Source organism: Bradyrhizobium sp. in8p8 (assembly GCF_000426845.1).
Taxonomy (GTDB): domain Bacteria; phylum Pseudomonadota; class Alphaproteobacteria; order Rhizobiales; family Xanthobacteraceae; genus Bradyrhizobium; species Bradyrhizobium japonicum_C.
This window is the reverse complement of the sequence record NZ_AUGD01000008.1, coordinates 16035-32889: the sequence shown is the minus strand read 5'-3', so window position 1 is coordinate 32889 and position 16855 is coordinate 16035. Positions and strand designations below refer to the sequence as shown.

Here is a 16855-nt window from a genome sequence, read left to right as displayed (position 1 = left end):
GCAGGGTGCAGCGTTACCATGCCCGAACCAGACCGGATCATCCGCCTTAAAACCGTCCTTTTCCGAACCGGGCTATCCCGGTCGACCATCTACCGCAAGATCACTGAGGGGACATTCCCACCCCAGATCAGGATCAGTATCCATGGCGCTGGCTGGCGCGAATCCGACATCAACCGCTGGATCGCCGATCCGGTATCGTGGCGTCCGAAAGGCCAGTTCGATGAGGTCTGTTGAGGCCGTTGCGGACTTCGAGAAGGCCGGCGTCCGGTCGCTCACAGCATCATCGGAGCAGCTTGAGTTTCTATTGCTGTCCCCTTGCTAGCGGGGAGCGGCGGGCATGGCCTGCTTACGGGGATGGGACCGGAGCGCCACCATCCCGTCAATGCCAAGCCGCTCTCGCGGTGGCGCTTCGCGCCAGCATTGACTGGATGTCGTCGCCCCGGTGATAGCTTATCAGGCAGACCAGGGGGGATTGGAGGCGCGATCGCGCTCTCATCTCGGAATGGGATTGGCAGCTGTGAGTAAGCCCGCAAGTGAGCCCTCCGCCGCTAATTGGATCAATAGCTTGACGTGCTGATCGGCGCCGGGAGCCCGAGCCGATTAACAGTTTTGGGAAGAAACGGGCTTGGGGCTATCGCCGTACCCAGGGGCTATCAATATCCCAAACGTATCACCTGCTTGTCCCCCATAGAGCCAGACCGGCGCCATCCCTCTCCGGGCTCGCGCGATTCGCGCGCTCGCTTCGCGGTTTCCGGCCTTGACCGGATGGCGCCGGCCTGGCGACGGCTCGGCAAGCAGATAGGAGATAGGGATATCCCGCCGCTAATTCGACGCGATTTTCCACGAAACTTCGCTTTCGCCGAAGCTCCAAAGGATTGCCGGGTCCAAGTAGAAGGAACCCCGACGGGACGAAAAATGATGACCGCGAAGTTATCATCGACTTTAAGATCAACCGAAGCACGCAAGTATTTGCACGACACAGAAGTGCGATACCGCGCTCCAGTACCAGAAATTATTCGGCCGAAGCCCCCGGCCCTATCCAAATCCTTCCAGCTGATTTTCGTTGTGACTGCCAATCGTAGCGCTGATGGTGCTCGGGATCCTCACCGTGCAATCGGTCTTATGTGGCGCTGCGATGAAGAAGCTGGTTACTCCAGAGCAAACGGATATCGCCCGGTTCACGGAACCGGAGTTGGCGCTTGCGTCAAAGAGCTTGAACTGCCCCGATCCGCGCCTCGTCGAATTTGTGCGCCTATTGGCTCGCCACGCCGCGCGGGAATTTTACGGAAAACTCATCGAGGAGCGTCGTCCGAAACGCTCCTGATTGGCAGGAGATCGTTTCATGAAGATCGCACTCTACGCCCGCTACTCCACCGACAACCAGCGTGACGCTTCGATCGCTGACCAATTTCGGGTCTGCCGCGGGTACGCCGAAAAGCAAGGCTGGCAAATCGTTGACGAATATTCCGACCACGCAATTTCCGGCGCGTCGCTGCTGCGCGCGGGCATCCAGGCGCTGATCGCCGATGCTCTGCGGGGTCGGTTCCAGATCGTGCTCGCCGAAGCGATGGATCGGCTTTCCCGCGACCAGGAAGACATCGCCGGGCTTTTCAAACGAATGGTTCACGCCAACGTAAAGATCATCACCCTGTCCGAGGGTGAGGTCACGCATCTCCATGTCGGTCTCAAGGGCACAATGAATGCTCTCTTCCTAAAGGACCTCGCCGACAAGACGCGCCGCGGGCTACGTGGCCGTGTCGAACTTGGCAAATCGGGCGGTGGGAATTCTTATGGCTATGATGTCGTCAAGCAATTTCAGGAAAATGGTGAGCCTATCCGAGGCGACCGCGTCATCAACACAGCAGAAGCCGAAGTGATTCGTCGCATCTTTCGCGACTATGTCGTCGGCAAATCAGCAAAGCGTATCGCTGCCGAATTGAACAAGGAGGGTATCACAGCGCCAAGCGGCGGCGACTGGGGCTTCAGCACCATCAACGGCAACGCCAAGCGCGGCAACGGCATCTTGAACAACGAAATGTACATCGGTCGAATAGTCTGGAACCGACAACGCTTCGTCAAAGACCCGGACACGGGTAAACGACAGGCGCGACCAAATCCGGCCGCGGAGTGGATAGTACAAGATGTGCCAGAGTTACGAATCGTCGACGACGAACTTTGGGCGTCCGCGAAGGCAAGACAGACCGCTATCAAGACCAAGCGCGGAGAGGACGGCCGCGAAGTGCAGAACAGTTTCCGCGACCGTCGGCGACCAAGATACATATTCTCCGGCTTGATAAAGTGCGCCTGCTGCGGTGGTGGATATGCCATGATCTCGGCCGACCTCATCGGCTGCTCGACAGCCAGGAACAAGGGGACCTGCGAGAACCGGAAAAGTATCCAGCGAAAACGGCTGGAGGAGCGAGTATTCAACGCTCTACGATATCATTTGATGGACCCTACGCTGTTCAAGGAATTCTGCGACGAATTCACACGCGAGATGAACCGCCTTCGGATGGAGGGCTCTGCCACGATCGAGGCGGCACGGTCGGAAGTGAGGCGGATCGAGCGTGAGCTGGATAAGCTGCTCGAATTGATTCTCAAGGGCGGAGCGGCGGACGCGATCAACGCCAAGATGGTCCAGCTCGAACACCGAAAGGCTGCACTTGAGCGGCAGCTGGCCGATGCCGAGATCCCGCCGCCCCTTCTCCATCCCGAGATGGCGACATTCTACCGGGAACAGGTCAGCACCCTCCACACGGCGCTACAGGACGATTCCGAGGCAACCCGGCTTCAGGCCGGCGAGGTTCTGCGGACCTTGGTGAAGGAGATCCTGCTCACGCCCGAGGCCGGCGACTTGAAGATTGACGTCCGGGGCGATCTAGCCGGAATCTTGGCCGTTTCCCTCAAAACGAAAACCCCGACCACAGGGGCCGGGGTTTCGCAAGTCGAGATGGTTGCGGGGATAGGATTTGAACCTATGACCTTCAGGTTATGAGTATGAATTTCACAGTTTCCTGGGCTTATCCCAAGACTTCCAGCTTTACCTAAGTCTCTCAAAATACTACTGAACTCAGGCATCGTGATTTCCCGAGATATCCTGCCATTCCCATCACGGTGGCGACTCGGTGGCGATTCTGAGGGGCAATGTGCCGGTATTGAAGCTGACGAAAAGGACGATCGACGCGATCTCGCAGGTCGAGAAGCCGACCATCTTCTACGATAGTGACCTGACCGGCTTTTGCATCAAGGTGCTCCCCTCCGGCGTCAAAAGGTGGTGCGTCGAATACCGCAGCGGCGCCGGCGGGCGAAGTGTCGGCAAGACCCGGATGGTGCTCGGATCGACCTCAGCGATGACTCCAGACCAGGCTCGGCTTGCGGCCAAATCCACGCTCGCCGCGGTGGCCCTCGGACAGGACCCCGCCCGCAAGCGCTCGACCGAGCGCGCCATGCCAACCTTCGCCGACTTCGGCGAGCGCTACCTCAGCGAGGAGGCCGAGACAAAGCTCAAGCCGCGCACGGTCGTGAACTACCGCATCTATCTCCGTAAGCACGCCGCTCCCCTCCTCGGCACCCGCAAGCTCGATGCGCTCGACAGCGCCGACGTTTCGAAGATGCACCGGAAGATCGGCAAGGAGACGCCAATGACCGCGAATCGAGTAGTCGAGTTCGTCGGGTCCGTCTTTCGGTACGCTGCCGTCTGCGGCCTCGTCGCCAAGGGACACAACCCCGCCAGTCACGTCCAAGCCTTTCGCGAGCAGCGCCGCGAACGGTTCTTGAGCGCTGCGGAACTCGGCCGCATGGGGGATGCCATTCGTGAAGCTGAAACGATGGGCATCCCCTGGTCTGTGGACAAAGACCAACCAAAGGCGAAGCACATCCCGAAGAACGGGCGCACCAAGATCGGCCCTCATGTCGCCGCCGCCTTAAGGCTTTTGATCCTCACTGGCGCCCGGCTTCGAGAAATTCTTGAACTCAAGTGGGAGTATGTCGACCTCCAGCGCGGACTGCTCCTGTTGCCGGATAGTAAGACGGGGCGGAAGGCGATCATTCTCAACGCGCCTGCAGTCGACGTCCTCTGCAGGGTCCCCAAGGTCGACACTTACGTGATCGCGAGCGATATTGCCGGCCAACCTCGACACGACCTCAACAAGCCTTGGAAACTCATCAGCATGCGCTCCGGCTTGGGCGGGGTCAGGATCCACGACCTTCGCCACACCCACGCCAGCTACGGCGCCGGCGCGGGCTTCGGGCTTCCGATCATCGGTAAACTTTTGGGACACTCGCAGCCAGCAACGACGGCGCGATATGCGCATCTGGACAACGATCCCTTGCGGAGGGCCTCAAATGAGATTGCCGCGCAAATCGCCAAGGCAATGGGTGAGCCAGTCGAAGCTGCTGCAGAATTTGGACTTACTAGCGCTGAAAGCGACGTATGAGCAATAAGGAAATCCAAGGGCTTTCCAGCGAAGATGCATGGTGTTGGCTGTTTGGCGTAGAGGAATACGAGAAGCTCGCTCCGCGCTGTCGCCCGCCGCGAGTGCTTGATATCGACCGAGAAATTCAAGGTCTTATTGCTCGGCAAAATAGGAAAACAGCGAAGATCCGTCTGAACATGGACAGATCGACCATCGCGAATATGCTGTTTTTGATCGACGATGATGACCTCGACCCTTTTTTTGCTGGCCGTCACCTGCTTTGGCGCTCTCTGGTTGCAGCCAATCGTGTGCTAGCTGTTTCCGAGACAGCTCAAAAACAGACAATGCGAATCGAAGAACTGACGGCAGCCGCCGATGCGCTTCAACGGAAGATCGAGACGATCGATAAGCTTGATATCGTCAGTCTTTTCGATAATCCCTATAATTTGGACGGCTCGACTTTCGAGGCCGACGATTTCACACAACGTATGATGTTCGCAGAGATCCACAATCGCGAGCTAAAGCCTCTGCTATCTGAACTTCACTATCGCCTCGGCAATCTACGTCGGGATGGCCAAGCCGAAATCGCGCGCCTAACACCAAGCTCAAATAGGGGAGACATTTGGCGACAGACGCTCGTTGAAGGTATCGGATATACTTGGCGGCTCATGACCGGAAGCAACCCCGCGCGAGGTGGACCATTCGAGGACTTTGCCGAGGCAGCTTATCGCAGCGTTGGTGGGACCGATTCAGTTGAACGGCAAATTCGGACCGTTCTGGATAACGTGGCCAAGCGCCCGGAGTATGACCAATTCGATCGCGACAGCTTTCGGTCCGTTGCCAATGACGATGGGTACGTTCCCGTAACGGAACATCGCGATGGTCATCGGGTCGTTCAACGCAGCGCCGCTTGGGCGCCGTATTATTTCGATCCTTATCTGGACAATCCAGACTTCGAGCCTTTCGGCGAGGACGCCGAGGCTGTTCAGGCTGCTCGGAGACGACGGGCCCAAAGCCGGACGGAATAGAACGTCCGAATATTCGTCATCCGTCCAGGACGGATCGATCTCATTTTTTTCCGGTGTTCCGCATCTGCCAGATCATTCCTCTAGCGATCTACAGGTCTCCCATCTTGCATGGAGAGACCTATGACTGATTCAACACCTGCCGCTGGCCAACGATCGGTTTGGCTGACTCGTAAGGAAGCCGCCCGCTATTTGAGGCTCGGCGAAAGCACCTTGGCAAAGCTGTTTGTTTCCGGGACCGGCCCTGCCGCAATCAAGGTCGGGCGCTCCGTCAGGTATGGTTTGACCGACTTGGACGCGTGGATGAGCTCTCGCCGGCGACGCTCGACGTCAGACGCCGGTACCTCAGCGGTTTGAGGGCACGCCGATGACGCAATACGAAAAGACGATGAGGGTCGTTGACCTTATTGAGGGCAACCTTCCTCCCGAAATCGACGAGATCAATACCTGCCATGCTTTCACCCTTTGGGGAAGCAAAGCGGTCGTGGTCTACTGCGATCCAACAGGCTCCTATCAGTTTCGGTCCGTTGATGCATTCAGTGCCTGGTTTGCCAATCGACGCATCCAGGTCACTGACGCCACGGGTGCTGTCCGGTCCGTTGCCTTGGGAAAAGCCTGGCTGACGCATCCAAAGCGCCGGCAATATGCTGGACTGGAATTCTTCCCGAATCCCGATGGTGCACCGGCCAAGCCAAATCACCTCAATCTGTGGCGTGGTTTCTCCGTAGCCGCCTCACCAAACGGCACGTACGGCATCCTGAGGGATCACCTTTTCAACAACATCTGCAACGGCGACCAGCGGCTGTACGACTACGTATTCGGATGGTTCGCCCACATCATTCAGAAACCTAGGGAAAAGCTGGGAACTGCCCTGGTTCTTCGGGGCAAGATGGGATCTGGCAAGAGCAAACTGGGAGAGGTCTTCGGATCGCTGATAGCGGCCCACTACGTTCAAATTGATAGTGGGCGCTACGTCACTGGTCAGTTCAACGGCCACATGGCGCATTGTCTTCTTTTGCAGGCGGACGAGGCTGTGTGGGCGGGCGACAAATCGGCTGAGGGACGATTGAAAGGGTTAATCACGTCCGAATATCAGATGATTGAGAGCAAGGGCCTCGATGCCGTACGGATGCCGAACTACGTTCGATGCATCATGACTTCAAACGAGGGTTGGGTCGTTCCCGCGGGAAAGGACGAACGGCGGTTCTGCGTACTGGACGTGCACCCGCGTTGCGCTCAGAATCACTCGTACTTCGGGGAGATGGAGGCTGAGCTCAACAACGGAGGGCGCGAACGATTGCTTTTTGATCTTCAACAATTTGATCTCTCAAAATTGAACTTGCGCAGGATTCCGAGAACGAAAGCTCTGCTCGACCAGAAGCTACTCTCGCTCGATTCGGTTGAGGCCTACTGGTACGGAAGGCTGGTCGATGGGACGACAACGAGTGATGTGCACGAGTGGCTCGAAGAGATTTCGACAGATCTGCTCTTCGATGATTATGTCAAGCGGTCCTCGCAAATCGGAGAAAGGCGAAGAGTTGCCAAACCGCAGTTCGGCGAGGCGATTATGAAGCTGGGCGTCACCAAGCGAAGGCCCGTGCAGCGGGTGGAGCAGGGAAAAGCCTTGCGTCAATACCGATATGTGTTCCCTTCGTTGCAAGAAGCGCGAGCCAAGTTCGAAGAATTGCTCGGGCAGCCGGTTGATTGGCACGCGCCTGACGAAGAGGCCGGCGAGGGCGTGCCGGTTTGATCCTGCTTCTCTGCATCACCGCCGCCGTCCAGGCGGTCCGAGCCGTCCATTATCTTAGAGATCGGTCACGCCGGGGCGAGCTCGCTCCGGCTACCGACTCTCCTTATTCTTAGACGGATAGGACGGGTTGGACCTATGCTTTGTACCGCAGGGCATTTGACGATAGAGCACTCCGCCCGGTCGTAGCCCGGATCAGACGAAAGGGGGCCGCCGGTCTTATTGCCGAGCCCGCCGTACGTGGGTTGAAGCAGCAGATGGCCCAGATGGTGCGCCACGGCGCCCTAGTGGTGGATAACTCGTCGGTCATCAGCATCCGCTGCCTGCCTGGCAACAGTGCGGCACCAATGATGGGTCGCGATATCCGGGAGGCGACCGACCGCGAGCCTTATCGTTCGCCTGGGAAAGCCTAACGAACTGCGGCGTCTTCGCAGCAGCTTAGCGGCGCCACAGGCTTGCCTGCGTCGCCGGTGCTGAAGCGAAGGCCGCAATGGCCCGTAGGCATCCCGCCCAACTCGCAGCCGAGGTCCGCTGCGTTGCGAACAACGAACCTAGCAGCCAATGGCTGCTCGTGCATTGCTCTCAGGTTTACTAAGATGTTCTTGGTCGGAGCGGGTCCCTCCCGGACCCCACCCGGTACGGCCCTAGCGCGCCCCAGAAATCCGCCAGCCAGTTCGGGTAGTTCTTGGGTTGACACGGTTGACAAGTTGACACGCCAGCGCCCTGCATGGCTCTCAGATCGAAAGATCTCGCTGAAGACGCGAGCCATACTTCCGAATTTTTGCATTTCTCTCGCCGGAGGGAGAGGAACTGTAATCCAACATTCTTCATCTTTTCGAAGAACTACGTCAGCGTACTCTGCTCCCAGTGTAAAATCGTAAGATTATCGTTATCAGCGGCGCGCTAACCGCTGTGAAGCCACCGCTCGCCGCGCTAACTCATCCTGCGAACGCCGGGAAACCGTTCGTCTAAAGCTCCGGTGGGCGTCAACATCGCAAGTTCCGCGTAACGACTGTCCAATAGCCGCGCAACGGTATGCGGGTCGAACGACCTTTCGCCATCGAATGTAAAGTTCTCAAGCAATTCATGCACAGCAATCACAACTAGGTTTGTTACGATAATATGTAGAAGTTCTTCGTCCGACAAAGCCGCTTTAAACGCGGCCGTACGTTGGTATCTAATGGTCTTGGTCTTGCCCGTTGTCCTCTCCGGCGCGGTGTACTCGATGAGGAGATCTCCGAAATCACCGCCGGGGTTAGGTCGTACGCTCAGTACCATCGTCCAAGGAAAGTAATCAGAAAGCGCTATCCTTGCTATGATTCGTTCGACGCGCGTAACGAGGGGAATATCGTCGACAGGACTCACCGTGAAATCCGTCGCGGTGGCGACGCCCGGCATCAGCGCGGTAAGAGATTGAGGTGTAGTCCTCTTGCGCAGCAAAACGGACCAACCAAGCGGGCGATCATCATCGATGGTGGAGTCAAAACGGAACTGCTTGAGCTCGAGCAATTCGAAATAAGGATGATGCTCTGCTAGCAATTCGGCTGCCGTAACTCGCGCCGGTCCCCAGCGCTCAGCATGCTCCGGATTGCCAACCAGCGTTACGAAAAGGGCCTTTGGCTTCATCACGCGCCAAACGATCTCCATATATCGCTTCAGGGCATATTTCCTGATGGAGTGGTAGACGCCACTGTCAAAGACGAAGGAGAACTCCTCGCTATAATCCGTTAAGGTCAAAAAATCTGCGGTCCTGAACGCGACGCTTTGCCCCTGCTCGTCCGCGAGCCTTCGCGCTTCCTCAATGGCAGCCTCGACAAAATCAATTGCGAACACGGAATGGCCTTGCCTTGCCATAAAGAGCGCGTTTGCACCTGTTCCGCATCCGATGTCGAGCACACGGCTTGGCGGAAGTTTCAGTTGCTCCAGGCGCGAGAGGAGCTCCGGAGAGGGAACGCGCGTGTCCCATGCGCATTGGCGGTTTCGATAAGCAGCCTTCCAACTTTCTTGATATCGATTGCTCATCAGGCGCCCTCGCGATTTAGCGGCTATAGTTTTTTCAACTCATCGTGGTACGATGGTAATTCGACGACACAACGGCAAGCGGAGTATCAACATACCGAGCCCATTTCCTGAGGCATCGCCACGGATATGGCTAATCCCCATTCTCTCTCGCCGAGAAGCCGCCGAGATGGTTGAAATCCTGCGCGCTATTGGCGACTGGAATCCAGCAAGAGTAGGCGGCCCGGCTGGGGAAAGAATAGTGAAGCGGGATGTCCGTCACTGCATGACGATCCCTGCAAGGCGCTGCCCGCCGATGGTTCATGATATTCCGGAGACTATTTCGATTGCCGCAGCACGCATAGGAAAGGAACTATCGGAGCTGCAGATATCTGCGACAACAATTGTTAAGTATGCGTCCGGCGGCTTCTATGTCGACCATACTGACTCAGACCCATCCAGCACGAGACTTTTCAGCATCGTGACGTATTTGAACGACGACTTTATTGGTGGCTGCACCGTGTTTCCTCGAAGAGGTATCAGTCTGAAGCCATCTCCAGGGCAGGCTATCCTCTTTCCGTCGGACGAAATTCACAGGGGCGAAACTGTATTGAGCGGAGAAAAGTATATCGCGACAAACTGGCTCTCACGTGCACCGGGTGCCTCGTGAGTGAGGCATTTCAGCCGTCTTTTGCAATGTCGGGTTGATGTTATGCCACGTTAGCTCGCCAAGAAGCTGATCGTTGAACGCGCGGAATTCAGAACTGTAGTGCTCGGCCAAGTCGGCGGCCAGCCCCAATCTGTGGAGCATCTCAAGTACCATCCCAGTGTAAGCGATGTGATTGATTTCATCTTGAATGAGCCGGGATGTAATTTGGTCAACACGGCTCGCCTGACTTCTCGGACAGTACGCCATAGCCCAACCACGCATCATCGAAAGGTGCACGCGGTTCTTGACCTCACCAATATTGATCCGAACGACCTCGGACACGACGCGAGAAGCCGCGGCTGAGCCCCTTTTCGATGAAACCCGCTCGAGTGGGTTGTTGTGCTCCAATGATGCTCGCGCCGTCAAGTCTTGAGGCGCTTTTGGAAACACGTGGTCTAAAAGTTCGAGAAAATATAGGATGTGTCGAGCTTCGTCGCGTGCGTGCTTCCAAACAACGGGGAGAGCTTTCGGCAAAAGAGGCCCGATTTGGTCAGCTAGGACCGCTAGCCGTCTGGCTCCATCTCTTTCTTCAGAAGCATAGGTGAAGAAGGACGCAGCCAACCAATCCGGATTGCCGGCAAAGCGATCATACGCCGTCGCATACCACTGTTCGCCATAGGGAGGCGGCGAGCTTTGGCAAGCGTTCGAAAGAGCGGTCAGGAACGTAGGCATCGCCTTATGGCTTTTGGTCGGAAGCGCCCAAAGCGTTTGTTCATAGAGCTTGTTTTGCACTATCGCTACCTTCTCTCACGTGGTTCAAAACCCGACGTTCCACACAACCTGCTTGGTGGGACAGACGCCTTGGGCGTCTACCGGTTCTGTTCCCCTCCCTAGTCTTCGTCCGGAGTCGGCGGCCAGTTGTGCATGAATGGTGATTTGAACTCGTGCTGAATCCCCGTGATCATCAACTTTCCGTCACGGACGAATCCCTTAATCGCGGTAGTCGCTCCCTGCACGGTCTGTAGCTTTTGCAAATCCTCAGCTGACAAAGCGAACTCGACAGGTTGAGTGTCTTTATTCGACGCGGTTGCCATCAAAACCTCCTGCATTTTGGGATGACGTTAAGCGAGTATCAGTGCAGTGCCTATTCTCTCCCCTGACTACCTCGCCAGGCAATCTTTAAGCGTCTCCAGATCGTCTCGATCAATCGACAGCCGGCAGTCTAGGTCTTTCGCAGCTTCTCGAAGTTTTTTGTTGAGACCTTTTAGGGTGCCCGTGTGTCGCCCCTGATGAGCGGATAGAAATGCCGGATACAATGGCGCCTTATCGATTGTTATCCCGCGCCGCGCCGGCAAGAGATAGCGGGCGCTATAAGGCCACTCCGGGGCCAGAATTGCAGAGTAAGCGTCTTCCGAAACTGTCCGCTTAACAAAGGCAAGCGCGAGCGCCTTCTTGTCTTCAGGCAACCCAGCGTCGATAGCCAATGCATCGACCCAACCGACGCCCGGCTCGGACTGCCCGGCCTGCATTTGCGGCAAGGCACGCACCGCAATGTCGCTTTCGCGAAGGCAGCCCGACGTCGGAAGGCAACCATCGGCGGCTTCGCGAAGTCCGTAGTGAATCGTTTCTGAATAGCCAACAAAAGCCGCAGCCTGGCCACGTACGAATGCTCGCGCGTAGTACCCCGCTCGATCATGTAACGCGCTACTCCGGCAGAATCCTAGCGGACACATAGCAAGTATCTCTTGGAGAGCTATGACCGCCTTGCTATCCAACGCAGAGTTGGACATGACGAACTTCTGCGCGTCGTCGACCCCCATGGACGACGAAAGTGCCGTTAGGTACCACTCACCAAGCGTAGATTTGCCCTTGAAATCGACAAACAGGCCCTCCTTCCGCGCTGCTAGTACTGACCGCAATTCCGTCCACGTGCGCGCGGTCCGAACTTCATCGTCCCACTTGCGGTAGAATAGAAAATTGCCGCAGAGCCAACGCGGCACACCGTATATCTTGCCTCCACGCGTGACTGCTTCGATCGCCTCACGAGCAAAATCTTGAAATGGCAATTCAACCGTAGCTATTTTTCCAACGGCGATAAAATCGGCAAGCAAGATGGTATCGATCTCATAAACGTCGGCCTCGACGAAACGAAACCCCTCTTTCGCAGCGTCGTCATCGCTGTAATAATTTTTGGTAGCGTTCTTAGTAGACACCAACACCACATCCACGCCTGGATTCTCGCACTCAAAGATCTCCTCGATCATTTGAAAAAGCGCAATTCGATCCGGTGTGTACGGGTAAAAGGCGACGCGTAGCGTAATGGGCTCGACCGGCCGCCCGGGTTTGCAGCCGCGCTCGTTTTCTGCGGCCCTGGCTGAACTTGGCGCCAAAGCGTTCGACAATAGCAATAGCAATACCAAAAGATAAATAACGCTCAACCCACGCGAATTACAGCGTGCGAGCATCTTACTCTCCTCTGAAGCCCGCAATAAGCCCAGATGTGTTCCATCAACATTGCAACCATTGACAACGCCTGTCAAGGGAACGAGCGTCGCTCAGAGAAACGTGACGGGGCGGCCAATCAATCAGGCATCGGCTGGTTGACGCGCTTACTATTGATGCAAGATTAGAAGGACGTAAAAGGAATCTAGCGCTCGCCTTCATTCGGCGCGCCGTCTCTGGATAGTTCAGCGCTGGAGTCAGAGTGGCGCTACACTTCACGCTATCTCTTACCCGCTCGAGACGGACTTGCTGTGTCAAAATCGCCGCTCTATCCGATTTCTCGAAGGCGAATGGGATAGAGCAACTGTTAGCTTGCTGGGGTTGAAAAAGGGCTGCGGGGAGATAGCGGAGAAGGTAAATTGCGCATTTCAGCTCGAAGCTGATTATCAATCTTGTAAATAGGTAGCCCTAGACAGAGTTGCAGAATGTGTGGAGCTGGGCAGGTCGCCTTGGAAGCGTGGAACCGGAGTTGGGCGTGAAGAAGCATTCTCATCGGGTTTTAATAGCGACACTATTGCATCTTGCCGCTAACAACTCGACTGCCGAGGCACAGTCCGCGTCAAGAGTAGCAGAGGCCCGCCGCGCTCTGTCTCAGATCGAACTCGCAAGAAAGAATCTTTCCGAAGACTGTGGAGGGGACGTTATCGCCCAGAATCGCGGGGACGTGTTCTGCGCAAAATATGGGCGAACATCAATCGGAGACGCGTGGAACAAGCATCTCGACGCGGTCGGATTTCCAAGTAGCTTTGATGAACGAGAGGCATTGGCGAAAATTCTAAATCTCCCTAGCGGAGAATCGTTAGTGTTAGTGTCGGGAGCGGCCGATGACCAGAAACTTCAGCATCTTGTCAGGGCATTGCGACATATCATAGGCCCATAATCGGCGTGAAAACACTTCTCGGTCCCGCTTGGGGGTATCGCCGGTCGCTCTGCGCCGGTCGAATGGTGCTTCATTTGCTGAGTTTGGACGATTGGCCGTGAATTAGGCGCGCCGCGTTGGACTCATTCAGGGTAAACGGCGGCGGCGACGTACTGACTGGTTATGCAGGTCAAGACTCCTTCGAATGTGGCTTCGGAAGCGACACCGCTGATTGTTCGTATCACCCGGAGAGCGCCGGCGACACGATCATCTGAACGCGCAGGCCAACACGCTTCACGGTGGCGGCCGCGACGACACATTGAGCGGGCGGTTGCCTGTCATGCTGCATGTTCGCCAATAGTGGGGCAGAAACGGTTATCCGGGACAACGCGAACCGACAGCTGCGAATGCTTCGCCGGCGCGCTCAGTTTGGAAATCAACATTTTGCTCTCCTGAAAGCCCAATAAACTTGACCGATAATTCCTTCACCGACGAGATCAAGTTCATCGCCGCCCTTCTATCCTGAGAACGAAAGTGATAAACGCCTCCACGAGGGGTGCTTAGTTGGAACGTCTCCTTTTTTTGTCCTGCGATAAACGTGAACTGGCGAGTGTCGTTCGGACCGTCGCCGGTAATGTCTGGCCCCCAAAAGGCCAAACCCAGAATGGCTTCGCCGCGGCTCAAGCAAGTATAGATGAGATGAAAATCACGACCGCCAACAGCTCTGAGATCGGCACTTTCCGAGCTCTGAATATACTCTAGGCGCCAGTCACCAACGCGCGTTGGACGTGAACTATCCTGAGCTGCTCCATCAACCGCAAAACAAACTGCGTAAGCGAACAATATCAGTGGAAAATACGCTAACTTCCTCCACTTCATGGGTGCTCCATCCGCTAGTCAACGGCCTACCCTATCGCATATCAACGATACAACGATCAGTTGCAGATATCTATAGGCGAAAACTGCAATTCGGTGGCTCGAACCTCGGCGTCCCCACTCGGGAACGAACCGCACCCGAACCCGTGAACATGCCCACCGAACGCTGCGGGCGCCGGGCGAAAAATTGCGGCTGAGCAATAGCGGTACACTCGTCGACCGACTCGACATCAAACTAGCCGCCGGCAAGCATCTTCCAGCATCAGACATTCGATGAGTGACCGCTTGACAGCGGTCTGCAGTCTCGACGTCTTCCGCGGACGTAAAAGGCGAGGCGAGGCAGCTGGTAGGCTTCAGACATGAATTCCGGCTTTGGCGCTTCAATGTAAAGCGCAACACTGCTAGCTTCACCGTGTGGAGGAGTGGCCGTGACTGCACTCGTGATCAAGTTGCTTTTGGCCGTCTTTGCATTTGTAACCGCTGTTCTAAGTGTTTCAGACCTAAAGACGGTTCGTCCGCAAGAAGAATACGTCGTTCCCCCTCCGTGGTGGAGACGTGTCACCATCATAGGTGTGGTAAAGGTCGCTTTTGCCGCTGGCACGCTGCTCTTGTTGGCAGCGGGTGAGTATTTGTCCTATCGGGCAAATATCGACACTGCTCAAAAAAGCGGTAACCAAACTCGCGAACTTCAAGACCACATGGCGGAGGCCAAAGCAGCGGCGGCCGCTAGCGTGCGAGAGATCTCGCGATTGGCACGAGCGAATAAGAATCTGGTAGCGGCACTGGACACGTCCCTAGTGCGCGCCGGTACAAGCCGGATCAGCGATAGACGCATCGATTCTCAAGTCAATCTCAATTTCGAGACCGGCGAGAAGTTCGTACCCAAGAGGGCAGACCAGATAGAATGGAGCTTCATTTGCGCGAATGGTCGGTTGCCGGAATTACCAGGAGCTGGCCAGAATGGCGATTGCGCCGATATCGGCTATGGCGCTTTGGGTGCCAACGCTGACCGTATTCGACTTCGTTCAATGACGGGAAAGCAGACTTACTTCGGAACCCGTTCAACCGGTGAGCAGATGTTCTATGAGCCGGTGGATTCAAGTCGGTGTCCAAGAACCAGTTCGGCCATGGCCGAGGCACGATGCAGCCTTGAAATCACGGTCATGCGCGAAGCACGATGGAAATTCCGCGACCTACAGCAGAGGAGCGAAGAACAAACTCGAGTAGAAATTCCAGAGGAAGCGGAAGATGCATGCCGACGCTATCAAGCGCTGTATGGCGAGCGTTGCGAAGATGTCGTCGCTCCCAGAAAGTGATAGAGAGACTCTCACCGATACGCCTTGCCGCAGCTAGGCTCGCAAAAATCCCGATCAGCTAGGGCCCCGCATGCTCACCTACTCGATTTTTACGAGTTCAGTCTGGGCAAGGTCGCTAAAGATCGTCACACGTGAGGTCTGCACTCGCAACTCTTTCGGGATGCGCGCCCCTCGTTCCGTGCGCCTCGATCCATCGTGATTAAGCTCAAACGCTAGTCGAACACATGCTTCTATGACGGCCCGTATCGAAGAAATCGCATATGGAAAATTATAGAAGAAGCCGGCCTCTGGCTGACCTCACAGCGATTTGGCCAGTTCCAAGTACCGGCAATATGCGTTCGCCAGCTGCATCTGCCGCGGCGTGCGGCATTCGGCTTCGAACACACGCGGCGATGCCACCAGGACGCAAAGGCATTTTGCCCGCGAGGTCGCCACATTCAATCGATTCAAACTGTACAGCAACTCCATGCCTCGCGGGGCATCAGCGTGGCTCGACGTCGTCATCGAGTAGATCACGATCGGCGCCTCTTGCCCCTGAACCTTGTCGACCCTGCCGATGCGCGCGCCTGGGATCGCTTCCTGCAATTGTACGGAGCGATGATCAGAATATCGCTCAGCGTGACGGGTGCCTCCGCGCCCTTGTTATCGACCCAAGTGGTCCCGCTGCTGAGGATCTCCGCGACCAGGACGCGAACCTGTTCGACCTCCTCCGACGAGGAATTCTGGTTTCCCTCGTGCGGCACCGCCAGGTAGCGAAGTCCCGTACCGTTCGCCCGGCTTTTTGACTTGATCAACTGCCGTTCCAGGCCGGCCCGCGAATGGAGGCGATTGTCATAGAAGAGTTCGGACGTGAACGCACAGATATCGGGGTGCATTCGCCAGGTCTCTTCCCGAAACAGCCCTCGATCGTCGCGTGCTCTCCTAAAATGTGATCCAACGCCGAAACCGCGACTACATCAGGATGGCTGCCTTGGATCGGTTGCTCCAATTGCCGTGGATCGCCCAACAGCACGATGCTCTGTGCCGCCTGCGACACCGCCAGAACGTTGGCCAGCGACATCTGCGCCGCTTCGTCGAACAAGACATCGACGATTCCAGTGGCGTCCAGACGCGCCCAGAACCAGCTGGTGGCGCCTCCGACCTGGCAGGTCGTGCTTAGCCCATCGATGAACTCTTGATTTTGCTTCACAAACTGAAGATACGGGAGCGACTTTTCGTCGTCAGAGACTTTTTGGATGCACTGAACTGCGACCTGGGTTTCGGCCGCGGCTTCGAGGGATTTATACAGCATGTGGCGGAGGACTTTGTGGCTGTTTGCCGTAACCCCCACCTTTAGCTTTTTGCTGGCCAGCTCGCGGATCGTCTGCGCACCGATATGGTCTTGCCAGCGCCCGGGGGACCCTGCACAGGGAAGGCGCTTTGATCGAGCGACAGGGCGATCCTTCTCGCCGAATCTAAAGCGTTCTCT

At 56.4% G+C, this 16855-nt stretch carries 15 protein-coding genes and 1 pseudogene; 9 read left to right on the top strand and 7 right to left on the bottom strand.

Annotated features, from left to right (window positions below; all coding sequences use genetic code 11):
- The first annotated feature begins 18 nt into the window (after nt 1–18).
- From K408_RS0120275 to K408_RS38305, 7 genes are all read left to right on the top strand, one after another.
- On the top strand, nt 19–234 hold the full coding sequence (locus tag K408_RS0120275) for a helix-turn-helix transcriptional regulator (protein ID WP_024340652.1): 216 nt from the start codon (nt 19–21) through the stop codon (nt 232–234).
- A 901-nt stretch (nt 235–1135) separates the two neighbouring features.
- The gene (locus K408_RS38315) at nt 1136–1324 is read left to right on the top strand and encodes a hypothetical protein (protein WP_155248555.1); all 189 of its coding nucleotides are present in this window, start codon (nt 1136–1138) and stop codon (nt 1322–1324) included.
- Nucleotides 1325–1342: 18 nt separating this feature from the next.
- Entirely contained in the window at nt 1343–2995 is a 1653-nt protein-coding gene (locus K408_RS0120265) for a recombinase family protein (RefSeq protein ID WP_024340654.1), read from the top strand.
- A 130-nt stretch (nt 2996–3125) separates the two neighbouring features.
- Nucleotides 3126–4436: a tyrosine-type recombinase/integrase gene (locus K408_RS38310; protein ID WP_245265905.1), complete on the top strand. Its 1311-nt coding sequence runs from the start codon at nt 3126–3128 to the stop codon at nt 4434–4436.
- Nucleotides 4433–5443, top strand: a complete 1011-nt coding sequence (locus K408_RS0120255) for a hypothetical protein (RefSeq protein ID WP_024340656.1) — start codon at nt 4433–4435, stop codon at nt 5441–5443. The genes K408_RS38310 and K408_RS0120255 overlap by 4 nt, the downstream gene beginning before the upstream one ends.
- Nucleotides 5444–5551: 108 nt before the next feature.
- Entirely contained in the window at nt 5552–5797 is a 246-nt protein-coding gene (locus K408_RS41165; RefSeq protein ID WP_080654901.1) for a helix-turn-helix transcriptional regulator, read from the top strand.
- A gap of 10 nt (nt 5798–5807) precedes the next feature.
- Complete coding sequence (locus K408_RS38305) at nt 5808–7190, top strand: primase-helicase family protein (RefSeq protein WP_051350482.1); 1383 nt, start codon at nt 5808–5810, stop codon at nt 7188–7190.
- 930 nt (nt 7191–8120) lie between these two features.
- Here K408_RS38305 and K408_RS40325 read toward each other — a convergent pair.
- Nucleotides 8121–9209: a class I SAM-dependent methyltransferase gene (locus K408_RS40325; protein WP_024340659.1), complete on the bottom strand. Its 1089-nt coding sequence runs from the start codon at nt 9207–9209 to the stop codon at nt 8121–8123.
- 166 nt (nt 9210–9375) lie between these two features.
- Here K408_RS40325 and K408_RS41160 point away from each other — a divergent pair, with 166 nt between their 5' ends.
- Nucleotides 9376–9855 (top strand): 2OG-Fe(II) oxygenase, encoded by a 480-nt coding sequence (locus K408_RS41160; RefSeq protein WP_196232383.1) that lies wholly within the window; start codon nt 9376–9378, stop codon nt 9853–9855.
- Here the strand turns inward: K408_RS41160 and K408_RS42160 are convergent.
- The 4 genes from K408_RS42160 to K408_RS42155 form a co-directional block, all read right to left on the bottom strand.
- Nucleotides 9832–10626: a hypothetical protein gene (locus K408_RS42160; protein WP_155248557.1), complete on the bottom strand. Its 795-nt coding sequence runs from the start codon at nt 10624–10626 to the stop codon at nt 9832–9834. The genes K408_RS41160 and K408_RS42160 overlap by 24 nt on opposite strands.
- A gap of 98 nt (nt 10627–10724) precedes the next feature.
- Nucleotides 10725–10928, bottom strand: a complete 204-nt coding sequence (locus tag K408_RS0120225) for a hypothetical protein (RefSeq protein ID WP_155248558.1) — start codon at nt 10926–10928, stop codon at nt 10725–10727.
- A 66-nt stretch (nt 10929–10994) separates the two neighbouring features.
- Nucleotides 10995–12299, bottom strand: a complete 1305-nt coding sequence (locus K408_RS0120220) for a type 2 periplasmic-binding domain-containing protein (protein ID WP_155248559.1) — start codon at nt 12297–12299, stop codon at nt 10995–10997.
- A gap of 1271 nt (nt 12300–13570) precedes the next feature.
- The gene (locus tag K408_RS42155) at nt 13571–14074 is read right to left on the bottom strand and encodes a hypothetical protein (protein ID WP_155248560.1); all 504 of its coding nucleotides are present in this window, start codon (nt 14072–14074) and stop codon (nt 13571–13573) included.
- A 425-nt stretch (nt 14075–14499) separates the two neighbouring features.
- Between K408_RS42155 and K408_RS42150 the strand changes: the two genes are divergently transcribed.
- Nucleotides 14500–15387 (top strand): hypothetical protein, encoded by an 888-nt coding sequence (locus tag K408_RS42150; RefSeq protein WP_155248561.1) that lies wholly within the window; start codon nt 14500–14502, stop codon nt 15385–15387.
- Between the two features lie 297 nt (nt 15388–15684).
- Here K408_RS42150 and K408_RS43460 read toward each other — a convergent pair.
- Together K408_RS43460 and K408_RS43455 are read right to left on the bottom strand one after the other, a co-directional pair.
- Nucleotides 15685–16262: pseudogene (locus K408_RS43460) on the bottom strand (AAA domain-containing protein).
- Entirely contained in the window at nt 16178–16678 is a 501-nt protein-coding gene (locus K408_RS43455) for a DNA2/NAM7 family helicase (RefSeq protein WP_024340665.1), read from the bottom strand. Before K408_RS43455 ends, K408_RS43460 begins: the two are co-directional and overlap by 85 nt.
- Between the last annotated feature and the right edge of the window lie 177 nt (nt 16679–16855).